Below are 22,686 nucleotides of genomic sequence, written 5' to 3' on the forward strand. Positions count from 1 at the left end.
CTAGGAATTTATTTTCGCGTCCTTATCTGCCGCTGTTGCATTTGTCGGATCAGTCTAAAACTTTATTTTCTTCGGACATCAAATATGATTATTATTCTCGTTCAATCTGTAAATTTTCTCACTAATTATGACACCACACAACAATTGTGCGTTGTCATAATTAGTGAGAAAAAGTCATCAAAAAAGCTTATGGCATCAATACACATTTTCATATTTAGTGAGAAAAAGCAAAAACTCACTTTGCATCTTTATGCATGATAATGAATACGGATTTTCGCGATATCTTCATCTTAATTATACACAGCAAAAAGACCACTATCTAGTATTAGATAGTAGTCTCAGTTTAAAATACTCTATTCACTTAAATTAAAATCATTTCGCCTTCTATTCTTCTACAGAAACATAAATACTTAATCCAGATTATGTAGTATTAATAAGCCAAGTAAGCAGAATTCGATTTGGGAGCCAGGGTCAGATAAATAACGGCTTGTGTTAAATGAACATCACACTCTGACATCCCTATAAATTGACATGCTTGAAACACCGAAACAGTGATTTCCAACGCCCTATTGTCTGCCAGACCTACGTCCTCACTTGCAAACCTAACGAGCCTACGAGCGATAAATAAAGGATCTTCACCTGATTCCAACATTCTTGACAACCAATAAATAGATGCATTCACATCACTATTTCGCATGGAATTATGCAATACAGAAATGATCGGACTATGTTCTTGTCTATTTCGGCAACTGATACAAGTTCTAGTCCTTCACTCGGGTACCGATAAAATAAGCCGCATAGCAAATTTAATGGCAGTCACTAAATTAGTCCTATCATTTTATTTATTTTTTGATTAATTGCATGATTCCTTTAGGAAAAGTTTCCTCTGCCTCTGTTCTTTTATCATAAAGACTGTACCAAGCATCTGACACTTGATCAGGATCAAAACTTGTGCCCTGCTGATTAAAGGACTAATGGATAAATGGCCCACAAATACTCCAAGAGGAAGCAAACGCTCGTGTTATAGTTCCGGAGTCCTGACATGGCGATACCTGAATTTCCAAACATCGGGCTTGGACTCATTGCGGAAAGATCGCTTGTAAAAAGAAGCGCCCCTTCACCCCGTTCTGTCTTTCTGGAATGACTTGTCTGGCTGTATTTATAGCTCCAATGACAACATTGTTGAAAAATTGAAGTGCGCTCTCATCTGTCGTTTCCAGAACAGATGTCGTAGTAACATTTCCACTATGCGGATTAAACTCCATTACATCGATTGTACCGAACGTATTCTTAATTTCTTGAAAAGCCCTGATAAGTTGCATTTTGTTAGTGATATCGGCAGCAAAACCCTGAGCTTCAATGCCCATCTTACCAAGCTGCTCTGCATATTGGTCCAATTTCTCCTGTGTTCTTGAAACGAGTGCGATACGAAAACCGTTTCTTCCAAAAGTCTTGGCTAGTGAGAAGCCTAGACCAGGTCCTGCACCGATAATAAGCATTGTTTTCAATTCATACTCACCTTCCATAGAGACATTGATCTTCTTGATACAGTCCATATTTACCTTAGGTAACTGCTCTATTTTTTTATATACGCATCAGTAGACCTTCATTGAATCGACATCTTGGATTTGTCCTTCCAACAAGGTTTGAAGAAGTTTGCGTTCACGATTCGAGTCGGAAATCTCCCCAGCGGGCTACTTCTTCCTCATTTGTGTTCACTGTCTCCTGTCCACGTAGTGATCTTATCACACATCAATAAAAATATAAAGCTGAGTTACTTGACTTTGGTTGATTCCCCCCTTATATTTGTCCTTGTAAGTATCTTGCGATGGAGGTTTTAACATGACTAGACTTAATGGTAAACGAGCACTTATTACGGGTGGCACCAGCGGAATTGGCTTGGAGACAGCCAAACAATTTCTGGCTGAAGGCGCTGAATTGATTGTCACCGGAGTAACCCCGGCAAATGTAGAAAAAACACAAAAGGAACTCGGAAATCAAGTCCTTGTGCTTCAGGCAGATTCCCGAGACCTCAACGCCCAACGTCAACTGGCTGAACGTGTTGAACAACATTTTGGCAAACTGGATATTGCCTTTTTAAACGCAGGCGTATCTGACTGGCGTCCATTCGAGCAAATCGATGAAGAAGCCTTTGACCGCTTGTTTGCCATCAACGTAAAAGCTCCATTTTTCTTAATGCAGGCATTAACTCCAGTGATGGCGAACCCATCCTCTGTCGTTTTAATGGGATCGAGCAGTTCTCATGCCGGATATGCACATTCCAACGCTTATGCGGCTACTAAAGGTGCCATTTCCACCCTGACCAAAGCCTGGAATTCCGACTTATTATCGTCTCACGGAATTCGCTTCAATACGGTGAGTCCTGGACCGATTGATACCCCGCTTTACGATAAGAACAAGCTAGGCGTGTCTGACGAAATTCGTGAGATGGTTATTAACCGCATTCGTGACGGGATTCCGGCTGGACGCATGGGTACTGCCGAAGAGATTGCCAAAGCTGTTGTCTATCTGGCTTCGGATGAGTCACGCTTCACCATTGGCGTTGACTTGGTTCTGGATGGCGCTCAAACGATTCTCTAATATGTTAGCCCTATTGCTGCTTAAGCCCTCCGAGGGTGCTTAGGCAGCTTTTTCTTTTAGAACACGATCAACTGTTGTATAGTAGAGAAAAGGGTGCTATCCCTCTGATAGGACTTAAATCCAAATTTGGAGTGGAAATATGGGAACAAAATCAACTTACCATGAACGTATAAAGGAAGAAAAAAGGGCATGTGCTATTGCCGCTGCAGAAGAACTGTTTTTTGAAAAAGGGTATGCGCGCACCACGTTAGCTCAAATTGCAAAACTTGCTGGTCTCTCTACAGGAACATTGTTCAATCATTTCCCGACCAAGGAATTGATCTTCGAAACCATCGTCAAGCATTTTTGGGAACTTGATCCCGAATGGGACTTTCCACCGGTACTAGGCTCTCCCTTGCAAGGATTAATTAAGTTCGGACGAGATTACGCATGCGTGCTGACTCGTGATGGAATGGCTCCTTTGTTTCGGGTCGTCATTGCAGAGGCCAAGCAGTTCCCCGAGCTCAGTCTTTTTCATTATGAATTGGGTGAAGGTGCTGTTCATCAGAAATTGACGCAATATTTATTAGATGAAGTTCAATTGGGTAATATAAACCTGCCGGATGCGGCAAAAACGGCCAACGAATTTATGAGTATAATTGCTGGGCAGGTGCTATGGCCCAAAATGTTGCTGCTTGATTTCAGTATCTCCCGAGAGCAGGCTTTTCAAATAGCGGACGAGGCTGCACATATGATAATAAATAAGTATGCTCGCTAAAACAGACGAATACGAGTGATCTCCTATAACGGGAGTCCCTCGTATTCGTCTGTTTTACGTTCTAGTCTTAGACGCACTCTGTTTATAAAAAATGAAGAACAATCGGGTTTTTCCCATCTTATAATCGATGTTCCCCCTCTTACCTCATTATACTTATATACAGGTTACTTAGTTTTTCTGATGAGAAATCCTTCAATCTCATATTTTTACTAGCGGGGTTAATACCTAAAAATACTCTCATGACACCAATTATAATCAAAGTATGAAAAGAGTATCGATAACACACTCATTTCATTATTGGTATATTATCACATCAATGATTGTTGATCTAATCAACCTATTCATGTAATAGAAGAAAAGGCGAGAAGAGGAACACCCCGGTCATGTGCCGCCGTGCGTTTCATTCACGCCTTTTTCTATGCTTCTAATGTATCATGGAAAATCCGTCATATGATGCCCAACTTAAGCTTAAAGTGTGTTCACTTTAAAAATAATTTGGATTATTCTAAATTGCTAAGTTTAATATAAGTTTTTTGAAATCTTTTGTGCCATATACTCAATTCTAGGAATCATCAAGTTGTCATCTATCATTTTCATTTTATCAGGTTTAAACAACTGAATTTTTTTTAGATTGTAATAGTCAAATAGCACTTGATACACGGTCAATTGGTTCTCCATCAGGTACTTTACATCTAAAACATTATTTAGAATCTCATCTTGCATAACGATAAGTCTACCCTCAATCTTATTAAAAACCCCACTTTTAATCCCTTCATCATAGAAAGCCAATTCCTGATCTACTCGTTGCTTCATAGCTTCTTTTAGGGACTCATAGGTCTCAGGATAACTACTTTCAAGATCCCTTAGGAAAATGTCTGTGATGAACTCTTTTAATATGATTGTTTGTTCAAATGTTTGCTGAAATCGCTGAACAAATACTTGATCAGCGTCAGAATCTTCAATAATTTCGTGGATGTATTCGATAGAAGCACTCACAAGAAACGTAATAATATCTTCTTTGGTAGAGAAATATTTATATAAAGTCGCCCTGCTTACATCCATAATCCTTGAAATTTCGTCCATTTTTAAACTTTGAAACCCATATTTTCTAACGTGCGCTGACAATCTATTAGTAAGTTTTTGCCTCATCTGATGTTGTCTTTCAATCTGCCGTTCCATCTAAATGCCCCCTTATAAATTATATTATAGCTCATAATCATCATTTTAAACAAACTAAACAACACAGACACTTTAAATACTTTTTGTTTACTTTATTCATTTTTCATGATATTATGTGTTTGTTCTTATGAATAACAGTGATGAAAATTCATATTGAACGAGCTAAGATTGGATACCTTTTAATCTAGGCTTTAAACACTTCGGTGATAAAATTATTTAAGGAGGAACAAAAATGCAAACTCGAAGTCTTGGTCAACAAGGTTTAAAAGTTTCTTCTATTGGTTTAGGTACTATGGGGATGACAATGGCATACGGTCCTTCAAATGAAGATGAAGCAATAGCAACTATTCGTCGAGCTTATGAGCTTGGAGTTAACTTTTTTGATACAGCAGAATTATATGGATATGGAAATGGTCACAATGAACAGTTGCTGGGTAAAGCTGTAAAGGATTTTCGTGAAAAGGTAGTACTAGCTACCAAATTCGGTTTTGATATGACGGCCGAGCAGATTGGAACACGTTTTAACAGCCGGCCAGAAAATATTCGTAAGGTAGCTGAGAACAGTCTTCGCTATCTGCAGACTGATTACATTGATGTGTTCTATCAGCATATCCCTGATCCTGATGTTCCTATCGAGGAAGTAGCTGGGGTCGTTGGAGATCTTATCAAAGAAGGCAAAGTTAAATATTTCGGTTTAAGTAACACCGGTTCAAAAACAATTCGTCAAGCTCACGCTGTTACTCCGGTTTCTATGCTTCAAACTGAATACTCCATATTTGAACGCGAGATTGAGGAAAACAATATACGAGAGACTTTGAATGAATTAGGCATAGGTTTAGTGCCTTACGCTCCTTTAGGCAGAGGGTTCCTGACAGGTGCAGTTAAACCAGCCCAAGAGTACGCGGAAGACGATATGCGCCGTTACGACGAGCGCTGGCAAGGCGAAAATTATATCTACAATCTACGAGCAACAGAACAACTTAATGAACTGGCTTCTAACAAAGGTATTTCTGTAGCCGAATTGGCACTGGCTTGGATTCTCGCCCAGGGAGAAGATATCGTTCCGATCCCGGGTACACGAAGTGCTAAGCGAGTTGAGCAAAACGTTGCTGCTGCTAACGTCAATCTTACAGAAGCTGATCTTCAACGTATCAAAGAGATCCTTCCACACGGATCAGCCGGTAGCCGGTATCCAGCTGGAGTGTTGGAGAATTTCACAAGAGATTGATAATTTTGTTTATAGAATACTAAATTTAAATATAAAATAAAAAAGCAGTTGACTAGAATTTCTTCATAGTCAACTGCTTTTTTAATTGACCACTTAAAACTCTATATCGCTCTGTTGAATAAACCTATAATTTCTAGTGTATGTTTTCGATGCTTTTCAGTAATCTACGTGGGAAAGTACTGCTGCTAAGATCACGCCGAAAGGACAAAAAGTTTCTTTGCGCGAATACCCTTGAATGCATCTGCAATCATTCGCTTTATGGGCTTCTTCGTTTTTGATTAACCATTGTACTCTTTACGGCCAGTGTGTGTAGAGATCATATATGGGTAGAACTATCCACCTTGTGTAGGCTCACCGTAAATGTCTGCCCCATCGTAGATAGGAATATTTCCTTTGAGGCAGTTATCACATTTCACCCCAGAAGGGTTCATACATCCGTTACAATCGCGGCAATCTCGTGTCCAGGAACGAATGGATAATTCAAGCGCCCCCCTCTAGTTAACTCTAGGTCAAATGTTTATCTTATTTTTTATCTTCGATGCACTTTGACATGCATTTATAGCATGGTAGAATTCACTCGGATCAATCCTAGAGTTAACCCGAAGTATACTCCTAGTAGAAAGGAATTCATTGTACATGACCTATTCAATCAGTGAAGTTGCTAAAAAATTAGACCTTACGGTATATACATTGCGTTACTACGACAAGGAAGGACTCATGCCTTTTGTAGAACGTACCACGAGCGGAACACGCTTGTTCAAAGACTCCGACATTGACTTTCTTAAGATCATTCAATGTCTGAAACTGACTGGGGTGTCTATTAAAGACATTAAGGACTTCGTTGAATGGTGTTCTGAAGGGGACTCCACACTGAAGCAAAGATATGACATGTTTACGGAGCGAAAAGCTATTGTGGAAGGACAAATGGAGGAACTACGAAGAACCATGGAAGTCTTTGAGCACAAATGTTCTTACTACGAAACTGCTTTGGAAGTTGGAACCGAAGAGATTCACAAAATTAAATCGATAGAAAATGCCCTCACCAATTGATGGCACGCACAAAAAAAGTAGCTTGAAATCCTTTAACGGATTCCAAGCTACTTTTTTGGTAAGTCTCTGCTCACCATATTGAATAGCACTTCAGGAATGCTCATTCTATTACTTGTAGAAGTAGCTGCATCATGTTTCCAAAAGCTTCAGTGCGCCCAGCTCCACCGCAGAGTTTACGATTAAGTAACCTGATGGCGTGTCCTCTACCTCACTGATCATAACTTCGAAAATTTTATACAGTGCTTCCACTGCTGTCTTGGACGCTTTAATTTCTGCGAGTAAAGTGTTGCTGACCTTACCTCTGTAACGATCCATTGCCTGCAAAAACAGCGAATGTTTGTCATCAAACATATCATAAAATTTTCTTGGCCAAAAGTTAAAGAAAACTTCTGAAAAATTCTTTTTTTATTCTTGAAAACAATTGAAAGTAGAATCAGGCCATTTCAACTATTTGAAATCTATTCAAATTAGGAGAGTTCATCTGAGTTAATTTCGTTGTATAGGCTTATATCCTTAAGTATTCTACCACCTGAAATACGCATTTCAACATTTCTTATTTGAAGCTGCTACTGAGCACATGCGCATTTGAGTATGGAGCGCAGACATGCACTGCTCAAGTCAGTGCTTGGCCTTGATTTAAGCAGCTTTGCTTTGGAACATCGCGTAACTGCCGATATGCTTCCCGATCCGAATCACCCAGTCCGTAGCCGGACACATGCTGAGCTTTTGCGCCGGTATATTATAAATCATCAGCCTACAGTGGAAGATGTGTTGGCAAGACCCGAGGTCGTCGGATCTGCTCATTGGGTTTCCGTTGGAACAGTTGAGGACGTATTGAACGATATTATTGAGCGGTTTGAGGCTGGGGCTATTGACGGATTTATAGCTCTTCCAGGCGGTTCAGAAGAATCTATGAAAATATTTTTTGAAAAACTGATGCCGCAGTTGGTTGAAAGAGGCTTGTTCAGAAGCGAATATGCAGGTTCGACTCTGAGGGCACATTTGGGTATTTAACACCCGATACTGTCGAGAACAAGACATTAAAAGCCGCTATTTTAGCGGATTTTTTGTTCTAACGGTACAAGTTCTTGTCTCAAGTCGAGGAAAAGTACTTGTACCTATTCCCGTAAAGGACAAGAGATTTAGATTATCGGGTCAGCTATGTATAAATCATTTTGTGTCATGGATAAAAGGACGAACAGGATAACCGCCCTTTTATCCATGACAGGTTGCATTTAATGCCGTCCATTATGACAGAGGCTATTACTTAGCGTATTCAGCCATTACAATATTTCGATATACCCTTCTGTTCCATGCACACGAATTCGTTGCCCATCTTTTATCAGCTTGGTAGCATTTTCCACTCCGACAATAGCGGGTAAGCCATATTCACGTGCGATAACGGCTCCATGAGTCATCAGTCCACCAACTTCGGTGACTAGGCCTTTTATGGATACAAACAATGGTGTCCAGCTGGGGGCAGTAAAGGCGGTGACTAATATATCTCCATCTTCCAAATCAGCATCTTCCATGTTTAAGATGACACGTGCTCGTCCCTCTATAACTCCGGTAGAAACAGGCAGCCCTACAATCGCTTCAGCTGGGAGATTTTCTCGTTTGTACTCACCCGCAATGATTTCACCATCAGACGTGATTACACGCGGGGGGGTTAGTTTTTCATATAATTTGTAATCGTCTTTTCGTTTACTGATGATCTGATAATCCAGTTTATTTGTGCGTACGACTTCGTGAAGTTCTTCAAAAGTGAGATCGTATATATCTTCTTTTTCGTGAATAATGCCAGCTTGTACGAGTTGTTCGGCTTCTTTTAGTAAAGCCTGCTTATAAACGAAGTAGCGATTAACCATGCCGTATTTAGGATATTCACGATAACCGATAAAATTCCTGATCAGATCGATCATCCGTTTTGTTTCTTTGGCTTTTTGTTCACCATCCGGTAATTGCTTCAATCGATCTAATAACTCTTGTTCTTTTTTCAAAGCCTCCTGTCGCCCCTGCTCAAATTTCCAATTGCCAGCATTAGGCTCAAAGTTTTTGATATTACTGAGAATCATGGGGACAAGTATAATTGGTTTTTCACTCCAACGAGTTCTCGAAATATCGATTTCACCGGCACATCGCATTCCGTATTTGTTGAGATAAGCATAGATAGCGTCTTGAGTTTCCTGTCCACCATCCAACTTAACCATTTCATCCAAAAAATTATCATCTTTTACATGTTGTAAATAATCAATTACCTCCGGATAAGGACGAATCGCATCTGCGACATCCAACAGCGCCAGACCCATTTCCGAAGTAATGTTGTTTGGTACAGATTGAGAAAGCGTATCTGCTGCGTTTTTTTCACCTAACCACTCGTACATTTTTTCATTGATCCATGACGAAGCATCCATAGCAGTCATAAAAACCTTTGAACTTTGTGGGTCAAATAAGATCTTCTTTAATTCTTGGAGATCTTCCAGAATAAAATCAAATAAATCTGCTCCTGATTTCGTTTGGATGTTTTGTTTTAATTCTTCTATCGATGTTTGACTGTTCTTAATCAAATCAGAAACGATTGCCGGATCGTTTTCGATTTGTGCTTGAAAACCTGCAGACGACCTACCTTTACTGCTATTACCGGGACTCTGTTCTGTTCTATCATCTGGTAACGATTTTATAAAATCTCGCTCTATTAGGGTCATAAATGCGTCTTTTATGAGCGGATCAGATTGTCCCAGGGTATTTAAGAAAGTTTCTCTACTGACAGGTGAAGCCAGCATATGTGTAACATCAACAAACAACCTTCCACCGGCTATACGCATGGGTGCAGGAGTTATTAACAGGTAAAAAGACAATCCCAATGGTTTTATCGGGTCAGTCATCATTTGTTGATGACCGACAGATACATAAACGTGATTTTCCTGATCATTTGCTTCAGGGATCGGGTATAAAGTCGTGATTGGACGACTCTGGACAATATAAAAAGTATCATGGGCCAAACACCATTCGATATCTTGTGGATAGCCAAAATAAGCTTCGATCTGTCTTCCCATGCGTGCCAGTTGTAAAATTTGTTGTTCAGTAAGGGTTTGAGTCTTTTGCTGATCGGGATCGATCTGCCGGGTCTCTGTTCCGCCTTCTCTTCGTCCATAGATAGCCAATTTTTTGGTTGCTATCCTCTTATCGACGATTTCCCCTTCCTGTACTTTATAACAATCGGCAGAGACCAAGCCAGAGACCAGTGCTTCTCCAAGTCCAAAACTGGCATCGATGGATAGCAGTTTCCGGTTGGATGTAATCGGGTCAGCGGTAAATAAAATTCCTGAAGCCTGAGGGAAAACCATCCTTTGAACGATAACGGATAAATAAACTTGACTGTGGTCAAATCCATTTTGCATACGGTAGATAACCGCGCGATCCGTAAATAGGGAAGCCCAACATTTGCTGATATGCTGCAAGATTGCTTCTTTGCCAATGATATTTAAATAGGTGTCTTGTTGACCAGCAAAAGAGGCATGTGGTAAATCTTCAGCAGTCGCACTAGAACGCACTGCGTAAGCATGTTCCTCTCCAAACCGGGAGAGATAGTGAGTAACTGCTTCCACAACATCGGAAGGAACTTCTACTTCCATAATCATTTGTCGAATCTGCCTGCTGATTTCACCAATTTGAGCTCGTTCTTCTGCTTTTAGCCTTGTTAGTCGGTCCAACAATGCATAATACGTTTCTTTTTGTTCGATGGCTTTTTGATACCCCACTGTTGTAACACAAAAACCTTCTGGTACAGGTATTCCTTCAATTTTTGATAATTCCCCTAAATTTAACCCTTTTCCGCCAACCAGCAAAAACTGCGTTTTTTCCATTTCCTGAAAACCGAGAACCAAAGAACTCATTCAATATCTCTCCTAACTATTAAATTGAGAAAAAAAACATTTGACAAGAGTTTAGCGGCATGGTAAAGTTAAATTGTAGGATGTAATAATTATGTCCCTAAAAATTTACGAAGTCGTAATCTGATTATATCATCGTGTCTGTTTTATATGCAATATAAAAGAACCTGATAAAACTATCCAGGTTCTTTTTTGATTTTCCGCTATCATTAGTCACATCAAAAACCATGGCTCGAGCCGAACTCAGTTACTGCATAGTTCCCTATCGCTCCTACGTAGCCTAAGGAAACCCTGAAGTTGCGTCGGGTTCTTATTGAGCTAACCTGCCCGTTAGTTCAGCGAACGAAGCGCGTATAGTGAACCTCTTATATTTTTTTTCGGGCATGTTCATCTTTGCACTTGGGAAAATGGGAAAGCATGAAAGTTTCTATAATTCACTTCATCTCACATGTGATTCTATAGGCTCTTCTTTATGATAACTAAAAAGAAGATAATTTATTTCATTCTCTATTCCTGGCTTACACTTACTGTGAAACACTATGATATGTATTAATATATCCAGGATATGTTTGTTCCAATTGCCAAATTTACTTTCACTTACGTTTGTTATAAGCCCGCGTCAACTAGCTCTGCAAAAGTCGGTACAGCAGCGCCTCTCTCTTATTCTCAAACGTTCGCTGTATCTCCAGAAATTCAGGTACCTCCGACAGCCGGGAGGGTCTGTACCCGGGGCCGCCGCAGCCGCAGGGGTAAGCGTATCCTTGTTGATATAGTAGCTCCACCTTTTTCCACTGCTTAATATCCGTTTGCTTCGGGGCCTGAAACATGTATACAAGGCTGCAAACTCCTGTGAGGATTCCTCCAGTTTGACCACCGCCTGACGGTAAATAACAATGCTCACGAGCAAAAATGGAATGACACAGGCCGGCACGTTTCCGCCCATAAATTTGCTGCAGTCTCGCGTTTATTACTCGCTCTATCACCGACATATTCAACTTGTAGAACAGCCTCCATGAATTACCCACTACTTTAAAATTCATACATGTTAATTTGAGCTAGCTGCCTTATTTCTTGATATAATCAGCGAACTTCCGGAGAAAATCGAGCGAATGGATATCCTCTCTGAGATGATGATGAACCAGATCATCCATTTTGGTTGTTTCCTTATTCAGCATGTATTCAAGCATAGCTTGGTGCTCATGCCAGATGCCCATCAGCTTCCCTGTTTCCAGCATATGCAGCTTGCGATATCTGATATAGTGAACATTCGACTGCTGAATGAGCTGCCAAAGAAACCCCCGTCCCACCAATTGGAACATGGTTTGGTGAAACTGATCATCCAGACTGAGAAATTGATCCGTAGCATGATCTTCTTCAATCACAGCTCTCTGTCTGTCTAGAATATCACTCAACTTCTGTACATCGCTTAATGTAATTTGCGAAGAAAGCTCCTTCATAATCTCCTTTTCCAATGCGCTTCTTAAGTAAATAATTTGTTCAACGGACTCTAGATCAATATAGGACACAATGTTCCCCTTCTTGGGATAAATATCAATGTAGGACTCAAGCGCAAGCCACTTCAATACATCGCGTAGCGGAGTTCTGGACAGCTGGAAGCGTTCTGACAAGGTCGTCTCACTGAGAAGAGTACCCGGCTTTAAGGTCAGTGACAAAATATCTTTTTTCAACAGTTGCATGATTTCTTCTTTTGTAAACATATCATTCCTACCTTTACTTTATAAATCTAGTTATATTATAAAGCATTTTGAGCTGACGAACCCCTCTGAAATTATCATTGACAAGAACAAACCCTATAATTTATGATCAACTCAATCTTGTATACAAGACAAACGAAATACAATCAGGGAGGGTATCGTTATGAATATGACCTGGAGATGGTATGGTGAAAACAACGACAATATTACACTGGATCATATCCGGCAAATTCCGGGAGTTATGGGCATTGTCTGGTCTTTACATGATAAGGTAGCCGGTGAAGTATGGGAAATGGAGCGAATTCAGGAGGTAGCTGATCAGATTACGAGCAAGGGCTTTAGTACGGCGGTCGTAGAAAGTGTAAATGTCCACGATGATATCAAAATCGGCCTGCCATCCCGCGATCAATATATTGACATTTATATCGACACCATTCGAAAATTAGCCAAAGTGGGAGTCAAGGTGATTTGCTATAACTTTATGCCTGTCTTTGACTGGACAAGAACGGAACTGTATAAGGAACTGCCTGATGGGTCCAACGCCCTCTTTTATGAAAAGGCTGCCATTACCGATGATCCACGCCAAATGGTGGATCGGATTCTCGAGGGAGCCGGAAAGTTCACCATGCCTGGCTGGGAACCGGAGCGGTTGGCGAGACTGGATGAACTTTTTGCTGCTTACGCGGATGTCACAGAAGACAAGTTGTTTGGCAACCTGAAGTATTTTCTTGAGCGCATCATCCCGGTCTGCGAGGAGGTTGACATCAAGATGGCCATTCATCCTGATGATCCGGCATGGCCCATCTTCGGATTGCCGAGAATTGTCCGTAGTCGTGAGACCATCCAGCGCATCCTAGATGCAGTGAACAGCCCATATAATGGTCTAACCTTCTGCACAGGCTCACTGGGGAGCAATCCTGAGAATGATTTGCCAGCCATGATTCGGGAGTTTCATAATCGTATTCATTTTGCTCATATTCGTAATGTCAAGGTGTTTGAGAATGGCGACTTTATTGAAGTGTCACACCGCGGTAAGGACGGAAGCGTCGATGTTCCGGAAGTAGTTAGAGCTTATTACGAGAACGGCTATCAGGGATATGTACGCCCTGATCACGGCAGACATCTATGGGGGGAAGAAAAGAATTGTCGGCCAGGCTACGGTTTGTATGACCGTGCACTGGGAGTTATGTACTTGCTGGGTGTCTGGGATAGTCTCGCTCAAGGCAAAGGAGTGAAATAAATGCTCCAACTTGACCGGAAAGGCCTTTCAGAAAAGGCGGCCTGGGGAGCAGCAGGCATCGAGCTGCCAAAATATGATCTGGAGCTTGTAGCCAATAACACCCGAGTTAGACCACAATGGGTGCATTTCGGCGCAGGCAATATTTTTCGAGGGTTGATAGCCAACGCGCAGCAACAACTGCTGAATAAATTGAAAGCGGATACAGGTATTATTGCGGCCGAAGCCTTTGATTTTGAAATGATCGACAAAGTCTATAAGCCTTATGACAATCTAACCTTACTGGTGTTGATGAGTGCTGACGGAAGATTTCACAAGAGCGTGGTCGCAAGCATCGTTGAGGGACTCGCAGCAGAGCAAAATCGTCCAGACGACTACCTCCGTCTGATTGAAATATTTGAGAATCCGTCCCTGCAGATGGCCAGCTTTACTGTCACGGAAAAAGGATACGCCCTGACCGGGCCCGACGGCAAGTATCTGGCTGTTGTGGAGAGGGATTTGACGAATGGTCCTGAACAGCCAGTGCATGTGATGAGCATAGCTACTTCGCTTGCCTATCGGCGTTACCTGAAGGGGCGGCATCCAATGACCTTTGTGAGCATGGATAATTGCTCCCATAACGGCGATCTGTTAAAGGATAGTATGATTGCTATCGCCAAGGAGTGGACTCGCAGAGGCCTGGTAGAGGAAGGATTTGCAGACTATCTGCAGAATGAGGAGAAAATAACCTTCCCCCTGACCATGATTGACAAAATTACTCCCCGCCCTTCCTTGCAAGTACAGTCTGCTCTTCGGGGGCTGGGGTTAGCCGACATGGAGATGATCGTTACCTCAAGGCATACGTATACGGCTCCCTTTGTCAATGCTGAGATTAGCGAGTATTTGGTCATTGAAGACAAGTTTACGAACGGGAGACCTGCACTGGAGGAAGCTGGCATCATCTTCACGAATCGGGATACGGTGGACAAAGTGGAGAAGATGAAAGTCACTACCTGTCTCAATCCGCTGCATACAGCGCTGGCCCTAGCTGGGTGTCTGCTTGGATATGAGCTTATTGCAGATGAAATGAGGGATCACACATTGCGTCGTCTGGTGGAAACCATTGGCTACAAGGAAGGTTTGCCTGTTGTAGTTGATCCCGTTATTATCCAACCGAAACCATTTATTGACGAGGTATTGCAGGAACGCTTCGCCAATCCCTATATTCCGGATACGCCTCAGCGGATTGCAACAGATACCTCTCAAAAGATGAGCATCCGTTTTGGTGAAACCATAAAGTCTTATGCTAGCACATCAGGACTTGATCCTGCGAACTTGACTGCTATTCCCTTGACCATTGCGATCTGGTGTCGCTATTTGCTGGGAGTGGATGATCAAGGAGCACCCTTCATACTCAGTCCGGACCCGTTACTAGATACATTACAGGGATATTTGCAGAATACGAAGCTGGGCGATCAGACCTCCGAGGTTCGCTGCCTCCTCGAGGATGACAAACTGTTCGGTGTCCGATTATATGAGATTGGTCTGGGCGACAAGATTGAAGCCATGTTTCATGAGATGCTGGCAGGTCCTGGTGCAGTCCGAAGCACGATAGAGAAGTATGTGAACTAGAACTTACATTAACGCAATCCCCCTACCAGAAACTTTGGTCAGGGGATTGTGTTAATGAGAACCAATTTTTTAAATAATCAACATCCACATGACTAAGTATCTGTTCTTCTCCCCTTTTTTGGATTCACAAAGTAATATTAAATCCCGTGTCGCTTCACCTGTTGTTACGTTTCCAGCAATAATCGTTTATTTAGGTCATCTCGGAACGGCGTCTATAATATTAGATGTGCTTACTTCGGCCTACAGTATAATTTGTTTATTCTCAGAACACGCAAGCAACATCACATAAGTTGCTTATTATTTAGAAGGTCACAATCACTTTGCCTTGAGAGTGGCCCATCGACACTTTAATCAGCGCCTTGTTAATGTCCCCAAACGTATAAGTTGAATCTATAGAGGGCTTGATATTTTCTTTTTCAACAAGTTTAGTGATTTCTTGTAATTGACTTCCATTGGCTTGCACAAATAAAAAGCGATATTCATTTTGATTCTTACGTGCTAAAGAATCTAAGCGAGCACCCACTAGACCAAACAATGCTTTTTTCCACAACGGAAAATGATTGTCAACCGCAAAGCGATAATTAGGTCCGGCTTTCAATGATACCAATTTCCCTTGTGGTTTTAAAATGCCCAGTTCAGCTTTGATCTCTTTGGCACCCAAGGTGTCGATCACATAATCGATATCGGACAGTATGTTAGCATAATTCTCTGCCTTATAATTTATGAATTGATCAGCCCCGATCGACAGTGTACGTGATCTGCCTCTTTCACTTCCACTTGTAATAACATGTAATCCCATTGATTTGGCAATGGGAATTGCCATAGCGCCAAATCCTCCGGTTCCTCCAGGAATGAATAGCTTTCTATTCGGCTGGGCATGGAGTACATCGTGCAATGCTTGATAAGCAGTCAAGGCAGTAAGGGGTACCGCAGCAGCTTCAATAAAAGATAGATTTTCAGGTATGATGGATAAAGCATCTTCATTTACGGCCGCATACTCAGCAAAAGCACCGATTTTATTAAGCGGCAACCTCGTATAAACAGGGTCACCAACCTTAAAATTCAAAACATCATCACCAACGGCTTCAATAATGCCAGATAGTTCATTCCCTAAAGTTAATGGCAACTTATAGTCAGCAATCATCCGAACACTGCCATTCAGATTAAGAATGTCCAGTGGATTTACACCTGCAGCTTTTACTTTGACAAGAACCTCATGGCTATTGATCTGTGGTATGTTAACATCATTTAATTCCACTTGGATTTTTTTTGAATATTTCTGTATTTGTGCTGCTCTCATGATTCATCCTCTTCCTTTGCTAATTTTGGGGTAGCACACCATGAATGCAATCACTAGTTACGAGTGTAGGTGGATCAAAATAAATATTCAGTTCTTGGCTAATAAAATCAAGGTAGAGTAGATAAATCATGGCGTACAACTTTCAGTCGCACGCCATGATTTACCATATTCACTATTGTTACCCTTCTTGGGATTCTAATTCTTCCATCGTAGGATAATCCGTGTAACCTTTGCTTCCCAGACCAAAGAATGTTGTCGGATCTGCTTCGTTCAACGGCGCACCTTTTTGAAGTCGTTCCACTAAATCCGGATTGGCTAATGACCATACACCAACAGGCACCAGATCAGCAAGGCCACGATCTATATCCACGCTAAGATCCTCCAGAGCTCGTCCAGCACGATTGACTAACAAAGGATTCGTCCAGATTGAGCGAATGTCTTGGAGCAGTTTTTCGTTTCCAAGATGCATGACATGAAGGTAAGCTAAATCCAATTTAGCTAATTCTTTTACAAGATAACGATAAAGTTCAGGACCTTGTTCACCATCTTGAATCCCACCAAGAGGTGTCCCTGGCGAGATACGGAAGCCTGTTCTTTCTGCTCCAATTTCTTCGACTATGGCTTTCGTTACTTCAATCGCGAAGCGAGCACGATTTTCTATAGATCCCCCGTATCCATCTGTCCGTGTATTCGAGTTTTCTCCGATAAATTGATTAATCAGATAACCATTGGCTCCATGAATTTCAACGCCATCCGCACCTGCTTTAATAGCCGCTGCTGCTGCTTTCCGGAAATCAGCAATGGTCGTTTGAATGTCCTCTTCACTTAACTCACGAGGAACGGGAATGTCCTGCATACCTTTAGCAGTAAACATTTCTACACCGGGCGCGATTGCAGATGGCGCAACAGGTTGGCGATGATGTGGTGTATTATCAGGGTGCGACATGCGACCAGCATGCATTAATTGGATATACATATATCCACCTGCTTTATGCACTGCATCTGTAACCTTTTTCCATCCTTCGATATGTTTATCCGTATAGATCCCAGGTGACCATAAGTAACCTTGCCCATCATCAGAAGGCTGTACACCCTCAGTAATAATGAGTCCCATTGACGCTCGTTGAGCATAATAAAGGGAAGTTAGCTCTCCCGGTGTACCATCTTCTTGCGATCTACTACGTGTCATTGGTGCCATTGCTAAACGATGAGGTAATTCCATTGTTCCAATGTTTGTTTTACTCCACAATTTTTTCATTCGGATACTCTCCTCTTTTAATGTATTCAAGGATATATGAATTGAATTTAAAATTCTGAAATGATTGGATAGATTTGGCCTCTCAGGTTGAAATCATAGTTCTGGTCTACAATCCCTACCACCTCGTTGCTATCATAAAGATCCAACATGAAGTCCGCCATTTGTTTGGCAGTGTGGTACTTAGGCATGTTTGCTTTGTAATCAAATTCTTCAGTATCTAATGATTTCTTAACGAATTCCGTTTCTGTTATAGCTGGTGCTAAAACCTTAGCTTTTAGTTTTGCACCTTTCATTTCTAGTTCTTTTGCAAGCCCTTCTGTGAAGGCACTAACGTAATATTTAGATGCAGAATAAGCAACACTCCCAACAGCAATGGCATATCCGAGTGCGGATGAGACGTTAATTAACTGAGTTCCTTCTACATCAGCATAATCTCGCACATATAGTGTAGAAAGGATCGTCAAGGATTCGATGTTAACACGTAACATAGTTTCAACTTTATCTAAATTCTGTTCTGCTACAAAAGAAGCTTCACCGAGCCCCGCATTGTTAATCCAGGTCTCAATTTGGTATTCCTTTAAATTGTTATATAGTGTGTAGGCCTGATCTGTAACAGACAGATCACTTGTATGAACAATAACATTTACAGTAGGATCAATATCCTGAATTGCTGATTTAAGTTCTTCTAATTTATCCAATCTTCTAGCTACCAAGATTAAGTTTTTGCCACGTGCAGCAAAGCCCAATGCCGTTTCATATCCAATCCCTGAGCTTGCTCCTGTGATAACTGTATACTTCATAATATTCTCTCCTTCATAACATGCAGATTAGTATAAATGAGTTTTAAAGACGATTTTAGAACGATCATTCTTATTGGAATAAAAACAGTTAGATCTAACTTGCTATTAGCATATCAATTTTAGAACGAACAGTAAAGAATTTTTTTGTGGCTAAGAATTTTAATTTTGGAGCGGTATTCTTTGACTTGTGTGAGGCATGAGATACAAGTTCTTTCTTTCGTTAGAGGGACAAGAAAAAACTTGTATCAAGGAAACAAACAGTCCTCCATTTAGGTGACTCCTTTTGCCTGTCATGCTGTAATTCCACTTTTAATCCAAAGCGGTCAGTGTCATATCAATAATATTCTTTAATTTTTGCTGATCCGTTGTTGTCTTAACCAACGTACGTAGCCCCAACCACGCATTCATTAAATAATGAGAAATAACTACAGGATCCAAGTCATTCTTGAACTCACCCGATTGTTGACCCTTCAGAACAAGGTTAGTCAAGAGTTCCTCAGTTCGCGAATAACTCTCATCAACTAAGGATGCAACTTCTGGATCCAACACGCCGAGTTCCACGCCTGAATTCACGAGAAAACACCCTAGAGGTTCTCCTTCATTTCTTACTGTCGCCTCAAACAACTCCCGAATTAATTCTTTGATCGGTTTTTGTTTTTCAATCAGAAACCTCATTTTGCTGGTCTGCTTCGTTTCATATCGTTCGAGAGCTTTCATAAATAAGGCATGCTTATCCCCAAAGGTATCATAGATACTTCTTCGGTGAATGCCCATAAACTCAACCAAATCTTGCATTGAAGTTTTCTCATATCCTTGTGCCCAAAATAGGTGTATTGCTTTATCTAATACTTCATTAACTTCAAATTCTTTTGATCTTGCCATCGTCATCACCTCGAATAATCATTATACAATTTAGTGAAGGATCGGCAAACTAGATTTAAAATAAGTGAATACATTACAGGTATGAGGTCTGTCTTACATATTTAACCCAGGATTCTTCGTTTGTCTGCTTGTAACCAATCAGGCGTCCAGCCTTTTTCCAGGGCATCCAGGGTTACTCCTGGCGGAACGATAGCATCTATCGCATCCAGGATATCAGTGCTTAATCGGATGTCGCTGCCTTTTAACGTTTCACGAAGTTGCTCAATTGTTCTTGCCCCCACTATAGCAGAAGTAATTGACGAATGAGCTTGTGTAAATGCCATGGCAAGATGAGGCAAAGTTAATCCTGCTTCACCTGCAAGGGTTTGGAGCTTAGCAACGGCTTCGAACTTGATGCGATTTTCTTCTCGATTCGGATCTACAACAGTTGAAAGTTTCCCTAGAGAACTTGCTGCTCTTGAATCTGGGGCAACAGCTTCTCCCGAGCGGTATTTTCCCGTTAGTAGACCACCCGAAAGTGGGCTCCAAACCATTACACCCATTCCGTATTTTGCGGTTGCAGCAAGCAAATCGAATTCGATACTTCGATTCAATATGGAATACGGGGCTTGCTCGGATACAAAGCGTGCGGTATTTTTGCGTTCGCTAGTCCATTGTGCTTCGGTCACTTGCCATGCCTGAAAATTGGATGTACCAATATAGCGAATCTTCCCTTCACGAACCAGGTCCGTAAGTGCGTCAAGACTCTCTTCAATGTCAGTATGGAGATCCGGCTGATGTAGTTGATACAAATCGATATAGTCCGTTTGCAACCTTCTCAAGCTACCCTCTACTGCACGCTTAATCCAATATTTCGAGTTACCGGATTGATTAAGCCCACTGCCCATGGGCATTCCGCCTTTCGTGGCCAGAATAACATCCTGTCTGCGTCCTTTTAGGATGTGACCCAGAATTTCTTCGGATTGACCACTTGAATAGACATCCGCTGTATCGATCAGATTAATGCCTCCAGCCAAAGCCTCATCCAACATGACTGCAGCTTCTTTCTCCGTATTGTTCCCCCAAAAACCAAAAGTACCTGTACCTAATACAAAACTGCTTATTTTAAGGCCTGTATTTCCTAATACACGATATTCCATGTTCAATCCATCCCTTCTCAATCTGCTATAATTAGAATGATCATTCTAATATTCGTAGAAGAACTCCACGGCAAGATCTCACACCACTCCTCATAACTCTTGGCTTCTTATCCGTGTATTCCTCCCACGCCAACAATATAACATATTTAGAACGATCGGTAAAGAATGATTTTATGACCGAAATTAAGATCAGGTCTTTTGGGAGCATAAACCGACCACGCCAGAGATGATCGATGAAGAATGCAAATTGAATGGCTGTCTGTATGACGGCGATCCGGAAAATGTAGCGGAGAAAATGTTCTTCGTTCGATCTAACTGTTCGGCACTAAGGCAGTCCCAATTGTGCGTAAAGAAAATCCGTTTCAGTTCATCATATTTTCGATTAATGACTCCTCGTCAGTTTAAAGCTAGGTTACCAAGTGAACCCTCTCATTACCGATTGAATGCACACGTGAGCTTTTCTTATCCGACGTACCTATGACGGTTACTTTGCTTTGTCTTTCCTCTTTTAGTCTTTGCTCTATAATCCTTTATGAAAGGACTTCCACAACTTCTCGCTCTGTCAAATTTCCCGAAAATTGAACTGAGAAGACTCCAAAGCCGCGGTCAAAACGGAGCTGGAGTCTTCTTTTCAATAGAAATGAACATTCAAAGCGGAATGTAAAAAAACAAAAACTGACTTTTGGGACATGCCCTCCAGTCTTGTAATTTTTGAATGCTGCTGACTAGCACTAGGCCGACCTTTGTTTACGTATCTAACGTGTACGAAGGCAGGTTTTCCGGTAAAGCCGCCGGACGCAGACATGTGCTTTGCATTGGATAGAAGGTCTGCTGATCGGAGGAATCGTGGAACGCCCACATCGCCTCTAGCACATGATAGGCCAATTCACCACTGGCGCGGTGAGGCCGTCCGCTGCGGATAGCGTAGGCCATATCGGCAACACCGATGCCCCTTGTGTTCTCCTGGTAGCCCGACAACAGCGGAACGTCTGTCCATTCTTGCCCGCCTAGCACCCTATAGCGAACTGGCCCTCCGAACGTGTTCGGGTCAGGCACCTGTAACGTGCCATGAGTGCCGTATACCTCGATCGGTGGCAGAGTGCTTCCACCAAAGATGTCAAAGCTGGTAATTAGCGTGCCGACAGCCCCCTGCTTGAAGCGCAGCAATCCGGCCACATGGGTCGGTATATCGACGGGGATGGTCTGGCCTCTCTTTTTCTCGCTCGTAATCATTCGTTGATCCATCGCCTTGCTTGTCATGCCTGAAATGGTAGCAATCGGACCAAGCAATTGCACCAGAGCCGTCAAATAATAGGGGCCCATATCAAACATTGGACCGCCGCCGACTGCATAATAAAATTCAGGATCAGGATGCCAATGTTCATGTCCACGGCTCATCATGAAAGCCGTAGCGGCTACCGGACTCCCAATGACTCCGTCTTCAATCAGCTTCAATGATGTCTGTATACCGGAACCGAAGAAGGTCTCCGGTGCGCAGCCGACAAGCAGTCCCTTTTGATGAGCAAGATCCAAGACAGCCTGCCCTTGCTCACGGGTGACGGCAAGTGGCTTCTCCACATAAACATGCTTGCCTGCCTCAAGAGCTCTGAGACAAACGTCAGCGTGAACGCCCGGAATGGTCAAATTAATAATGAGTTCGATCTCCGGATCAGCCAAAATCTCATCTACCGAATATACATTCGGAACGTTAAACGCTACTGCCTGCTCCTCTGCCCGACCTTGGTCCAGATCCGCTACTGCGTACAGCTCCAGAATGTCGAAACGATGGCAATTTTCCATGTAAATTCCGCTAATTTTACCACACCCGATAATGCCTACTTTCATTTTGTTCATGCCTGGACTCCCTTCTTCTTCAGAAAAAATGGATAATGGCATTCTTTTATTTCATCGGATACTATTAGAGACTGGCAATACGAATTCAATCAGGACTTCATTGCATAAGGGCACACGCCTAACGGTATTACTGTCCGTGTTGTCTGTTCTCCTTCTGTGCTCTGTCCCTTTCTGACCATGGT

General features: G+C 41.9%; 18 protein-coding genes and 2 pseudogenes. 7 read left to right on the top strand and 13 right to left on the bottom strand.

What is annotated here, in order from left to right:
* Window positions 1-433 precede the first annotated feature (433 nt).
* Window positions 434-745, bottom strand: a pseudogene (locus NLX82_RS00220) (AAA family ATPase); the annotation flags it as partial.
* Between the two features lie 334 nt (window positions 746-1,079).
* Window positions 1,080-1,499: an SDR family NAD(P)-dependent oxidoreductase gene (locus NLX82_RS00225; protein ID WP_231517195.1), complete on the bottom strand. Its 420-nt coding sequence runs from the start codon at window positions 1,497-1,499 to the stop codon at window positions 1,080-1,082.
* A 343-nt stretch (window positions 1,500-1,842) separates the two neighbouring features.
* Between NLX82_RS00225 and NLX82_RS00230 the strand changes: the two genes are divergently transcribed.
* Complete coding sequence (locus tag NLX82_RS00230; protein WP_028541604.1) at window positions 1,843-2,601, top strand: SDR family oxidoreductase; 759 nt, start codon at window positions 1,843-1,845, stop codon at window positions 2,599-2,601.
* Window positions 2,602-2,740: 139 nt separating this feature from the next.
* Window positions 2,741-3,358: a TetR/AcrR family transcriptional regulator gene (locus NLX82_RS00235; RefSeq protein ID WP_028541605.1), complete on the top strand. Its 618-nt coding sequence runs from the start codon at window positions 2,741-2,743 to the stop codon at window positions 3,356-3,358.
* Between the two features lie 519 nt (window positions 3,359-3,877).
* Here NLX82_RS00235 and NLX82_RS00240 read toward each other — a convergent pair.
* Window positions 3,878-4,537 (bottom strand): TetR/AcrR family transcriptional regulator, encoded by a 660-nt coding sequence (locus tag NLX82_RS00240; protein ID WP_025723220.1) that lies wholly within the window; start codon window positions 4,535-4,537, stop codon window positions 3,878-3,880.
* A 232-nt stretch (window positions 4,538-4,769) separates the two neighbouring features.
* Here NLX82_RS00240 and NLX82_RS00245 point away from each other — a divergent pair, with 232 nt between their 5' ends.
* Window positions 4,770-5,765: an aldo/keto reductase gene (locus NLX82_RS00245; protein WP_071558693.1), complete on the top strand. Its 996-nt coding sequence runs from the start codon at window positions 4,770-4,772 to the stop codon at window positions 5,763-5,765.
* A 636-nt stretch (window positions 5,766-6,401) separates the two neighbouring features.
* Window positions 6,402-6,815, top strand: coding sequence for a MerR family transcriptional regulator (locus tag NLX82_RS00255; RefSeq protein ID WP_068938818.1), 414 nt, complete (start codon window positions 6,402-6,404; stop codon window positions 6,813-6,815).
* A gap of 129 nt (window positions 6,816-6,944) precedes the next feature.
* Here the strand turns inward: NLX82_RS00255 and NLX82_RS00260 are convergent, their stop codons facing one another.
* Window positions 6,945-7,166 carry a hypothetical protein gene (locus NLX82_RS00260; protein WP_025723218.1) on the bottom strand — a complete coding sequence of 74 codons (222 nt, stop codon included), beginning with the start codon at window positions 7,164-7,166 and terminating at the stop codon, window positions 6,945-6,947.
* 222 nt (window positions 7,167-7,388) lie between these two features.
* Between NLX82_RS00260 and NLX82_RS00265 the strand changes: the two are divergent.
* Window positions 7,389-7,829 (top strand): annotated as a pseudogene (locus tag NLX82_RS00265) (LLM class flavin-dependent oxidoreductase); the annotation flags it as partial.
* A gap of 269 nt (window positions 7,830-8,098) precedes the next feature.
* Here NLX82_RS00265 and ppsA read toward each other — a convergent pair.
* The 3 genes from ppsA to NLX82_RS00280 form a co-directional block, all read right to left on the bottom strand.
* Entirely contained in the window at window positions 8,099-10,711 is a 2,613-nt protein-coding gene (ppsA, locus tag NLX82_RS00270) for a phosphoenolpyruvate synthase (RefSeq protein ID WP_254347391.1), read from the bottom strand.
* Between the two features lie 620 nt (window positions 10,712-11,331).
* The gene (locus NLX82_RS00275) at window positions 11,332-11,703 is read right to left on the bottom strand and encodes a hypothetical protein (RefSeq protein ID WP_254347392.1); all 372 of its coding nucleotides are present in this window, start codon (window positions 11,701-11,703) and stop codon (window positions 11,332-11,334) included.
* Between the two features lie 69 nt (window positions 11,704-11,772).
* A complete protein-coding gene (locus NLX82_RS00280; protein ID WP_028541608.1) occupies window positions 11,773-12,426 on the bottom strand; it encodes a GntR family transcriptional regulator in 654 nt (217 codons plus the stop codon).
* 160 nt (window positions 12,427-12,586) lie between these two features.
* On the opposite strand from NLX82_RS00280, the gene uxuA reads away from it, so the two are divergent.
* Window positions 12,587-13,663 carry a mannonate dehydratase gene (gene uxuA / locus NLX82_RS00285; protein ID WP_028541609.1) on the top strand — a complete coding sequence of 359 codons (1,077 nt, stop codon included), beginning with the start codon at window positions 12,587-12,589 and terminating at the stop codon, window positions 13,661-13,663.
* Window positions 13,664-15,271, top strand: coding sequence for a mannitol dehydrogenase family protein (locus NLX82_RS00290; RefSeq protein ID WP_254347393.1), 1,608 nt, complete (start codon window positions 13,664-13,666; stop codon window positions 15,269-15,271).
* A 301-nt stretch (window positions 15,272-15,572) separates the two neighbouring features.
* Here the strand turns inward: NLX82_RS00290 and NLX82_RS00295 are convergent, their stop codons facing one another.
* The 6 genes from NLX82_RS00295 to NLX82_RS00320 all read right to left on the bottom strand — a co-directional run bounded on the left by NLX82_RS00295 (window position 15,573) and on the right by NLX82_RS00320 (window position 22,504).
* The gene (locus NLX82_RS00295; RefSeq protein WP_028541611.1) at window positions 15,573-16,571 is read right to left on the bottom strand and encodes an NADP-dependent oxidoreductase; all 999 of its coding nucleotides are present in this window, start codon (window positions 16,569-16,571) and stop codon (window positions 15,573-15,575) included.
* Between the two features lie 178 nt (window positions 16,572-16,749).
* Window positions 16,750-17,829 (bottom strand): alkene reductase, encoded by a 1,080-nt coding sequence (locus tag NLX82_RS00300; RefSeq protein WP_028541612.1) that lies wholly within the window; start codon window positions 17,827-17,829, stop codon window positions 16,750-16,752.
* 47 nt (window positions 17,830-17,876) lie between these two features.
* Window positions 17,877-18,629, bottom strand: a complete 753-nt coding sequence (locus NLX82_RS00305) for an SDR family NAD(P)-dependent oxidoreductase (RefSeq protein ID WP_023988820.1) — start codon at window positions 18,627-18,629, stop codon at window positions 17,877-17,879.
* 309 nt (window positions 18,630-18,938) lie between these two features.
* Window positions 18,939-19,511 (bottom strand): TetR/AcrR family transcriptional regulator, encoded by a 573-nt coding sequence (locus NLX82_RS00310; protein ID WP_023988821.1) that lies wholly within the window; start codon window positions 19,509-19,511, stop codon window positions 18,939-18,941.
* Between the two features lie 101 nt (window positions 19,512-19,612).
* Window positions 19,613-20,650, bottom strand: a complete 1,038-nt coding sequence (locus tag NLX82_RS00315; RefSeq protein WP_023988822.1) for an aldo/keto reductase — start codon at window positions 20,648-20,650, stop codon at window positions 19,613-19,615.
* A 747-nt stretch (window positions 20,651-21,397) separates the two neighbouring features.
* Window positions 21,398-22,504: a Gfo/Idh/MocA family protein gene (locus NLX82_RS00320; protein WP_028541613.1), complete on the bottom strand. Its 1,107-nt coding sequence runs from the start codon at window positions 22,502-22,504 to the stop codon at window positions 21,398-21,400.
* Window positions 22,505-22,686 lie beyond the last annotated feature (182 nt).

The sequence above is a fragment of the Paenibacillus sp. A3M_27_13 genome, from assembly GCF_024213315.1.
Lineage (GTDB): Bacteria > Bacillota > Bacilli > Paenibacillales > Paenibacillaceae > Paenibacillus > Paenibacillus polymyxa_B.

Excerpts from the sequence above, each read along its gene's own strand:
- NLX82_RS00305 (WP_023988820.1), bottom strand. The coding sequence starts at position 18,629 with ATGAAGTATACAGTTATCACAGGAGCAAGCTCAGGGATTGGATATGAA.
- NLX82_RS00300 (WP_028541612.1), bottom strand. The coding sequence starts at position 17,829 with ATGAAAAAATTGTGGAGTAAAACAAACATTGGAACAATGGAATTACCT.
- NLX82_RS00310 (WP_023988821.1), bottom strand. The coding sequence starts at position 19,511 with ATGGCAAGATCAAAAGAATTTGAAGTTAATGAAGTATTAGATAAAGCA.
- NLX82_RS00245 (WP_071558693.1), top strand. The coding sequence starts at position 4,770 with ATGCAAACTCGAAGTCTTGGTCAACAAGGTTTAAAAGTTTCTTCTATT.
- NLX82_RS00280 (WP_028541608.1), bottom strand. The coding sequence starts at position 12,426 with ATGTTTACAAAAGAAGAAATCATGCAACTGTTGAAAAAAGATATTTTG.
- NLX82_RS00290 (WP_254347393.1), top strand. The coding sequence starts at position 13,664 with ATGCTCCAACTTGACCGGAAAGGCCTTTCAGAAAAGGCGGCCTGGGGA.
- NLX82_RS00295 (WP_028541611.1), bottom strand. The coding sequence starts at position 16,571 with ATGAGAGCAGCACAAATACAGAAATATTCAAAAAAAATCCAAGTGGAA.
- NLX82_RS00230 (WP_028541604.1), top strand. The coding sequence starts at position 1,843 with ATGACTAGACTTAATGGTAAACGAGCACTTATTACGGGTGGCACCAGC.
- uxuA (WP_028541609.1), top strand. The coding sequence starts at position 12,587 with ATGAATATGACCTGGAGATGGTATGGTGAAAACAACGACAATATTACA.
- NLX82_RS00240 (WP_025723220.1), bottom strand. The coding sequence starts at position 4,537 with ATGGAACGGCAGATTGAAAGACAACATCAGATGAGGCAAAAACTTACT.
- NLX82_RS00260 (WP_025723218.1), bottom strand. The coding sequence starts at position 7,166 with ATGTTTGATGACAAACATTCGCTGTTTTTGCAGGCAATGGATCGTTAC.
- NLX82_RS00320 (WP_028541613.1), bottom strand. The coding sequence starts at position 22,504 with ATGAACAAAATGAAAGTAGGCATTATCGGGTGTGGTAAAATTAGCGGA.
- NLX82_RS00315 (WP_023988822.1), bottom strand. The coding sequence starts at position 20,650 with ATGGAATATCGTGTATTAGGAAATACAGGCCTTAAAATAAGCAGTTTT.
- NLX82_RS00225 (WP_231517195.1), bottom strand. The coding sequence starts at position 1,499 with ATGCTTATTATCGGTGCAGGACCTGGTCTAGGCTTCTCACTAGCCAAG.
- ppsA (WP_254347391.1), bottom strand. The coding sequence starts at position 10,711 with ATGAGTTCTTTGGTTCTCGGTTTTCAGGAAATGGAAAAAACGCAGTTT.
- NLX82_RS00255 (WP_068938818.1), top strand. The coding sequence starts at position 6,402 with ATGACCTATTCAATCAGTGAAGTTGCTAAAAAATTAGACCTTACGGTA.
- NLX82_RS00235 (WP_028541605.1), top strand. The coding sequence starts at position 2,741 with ATGGGAACAAAATCAACTTACCATGAACGTATAAAGGAAGAAAAAAGG.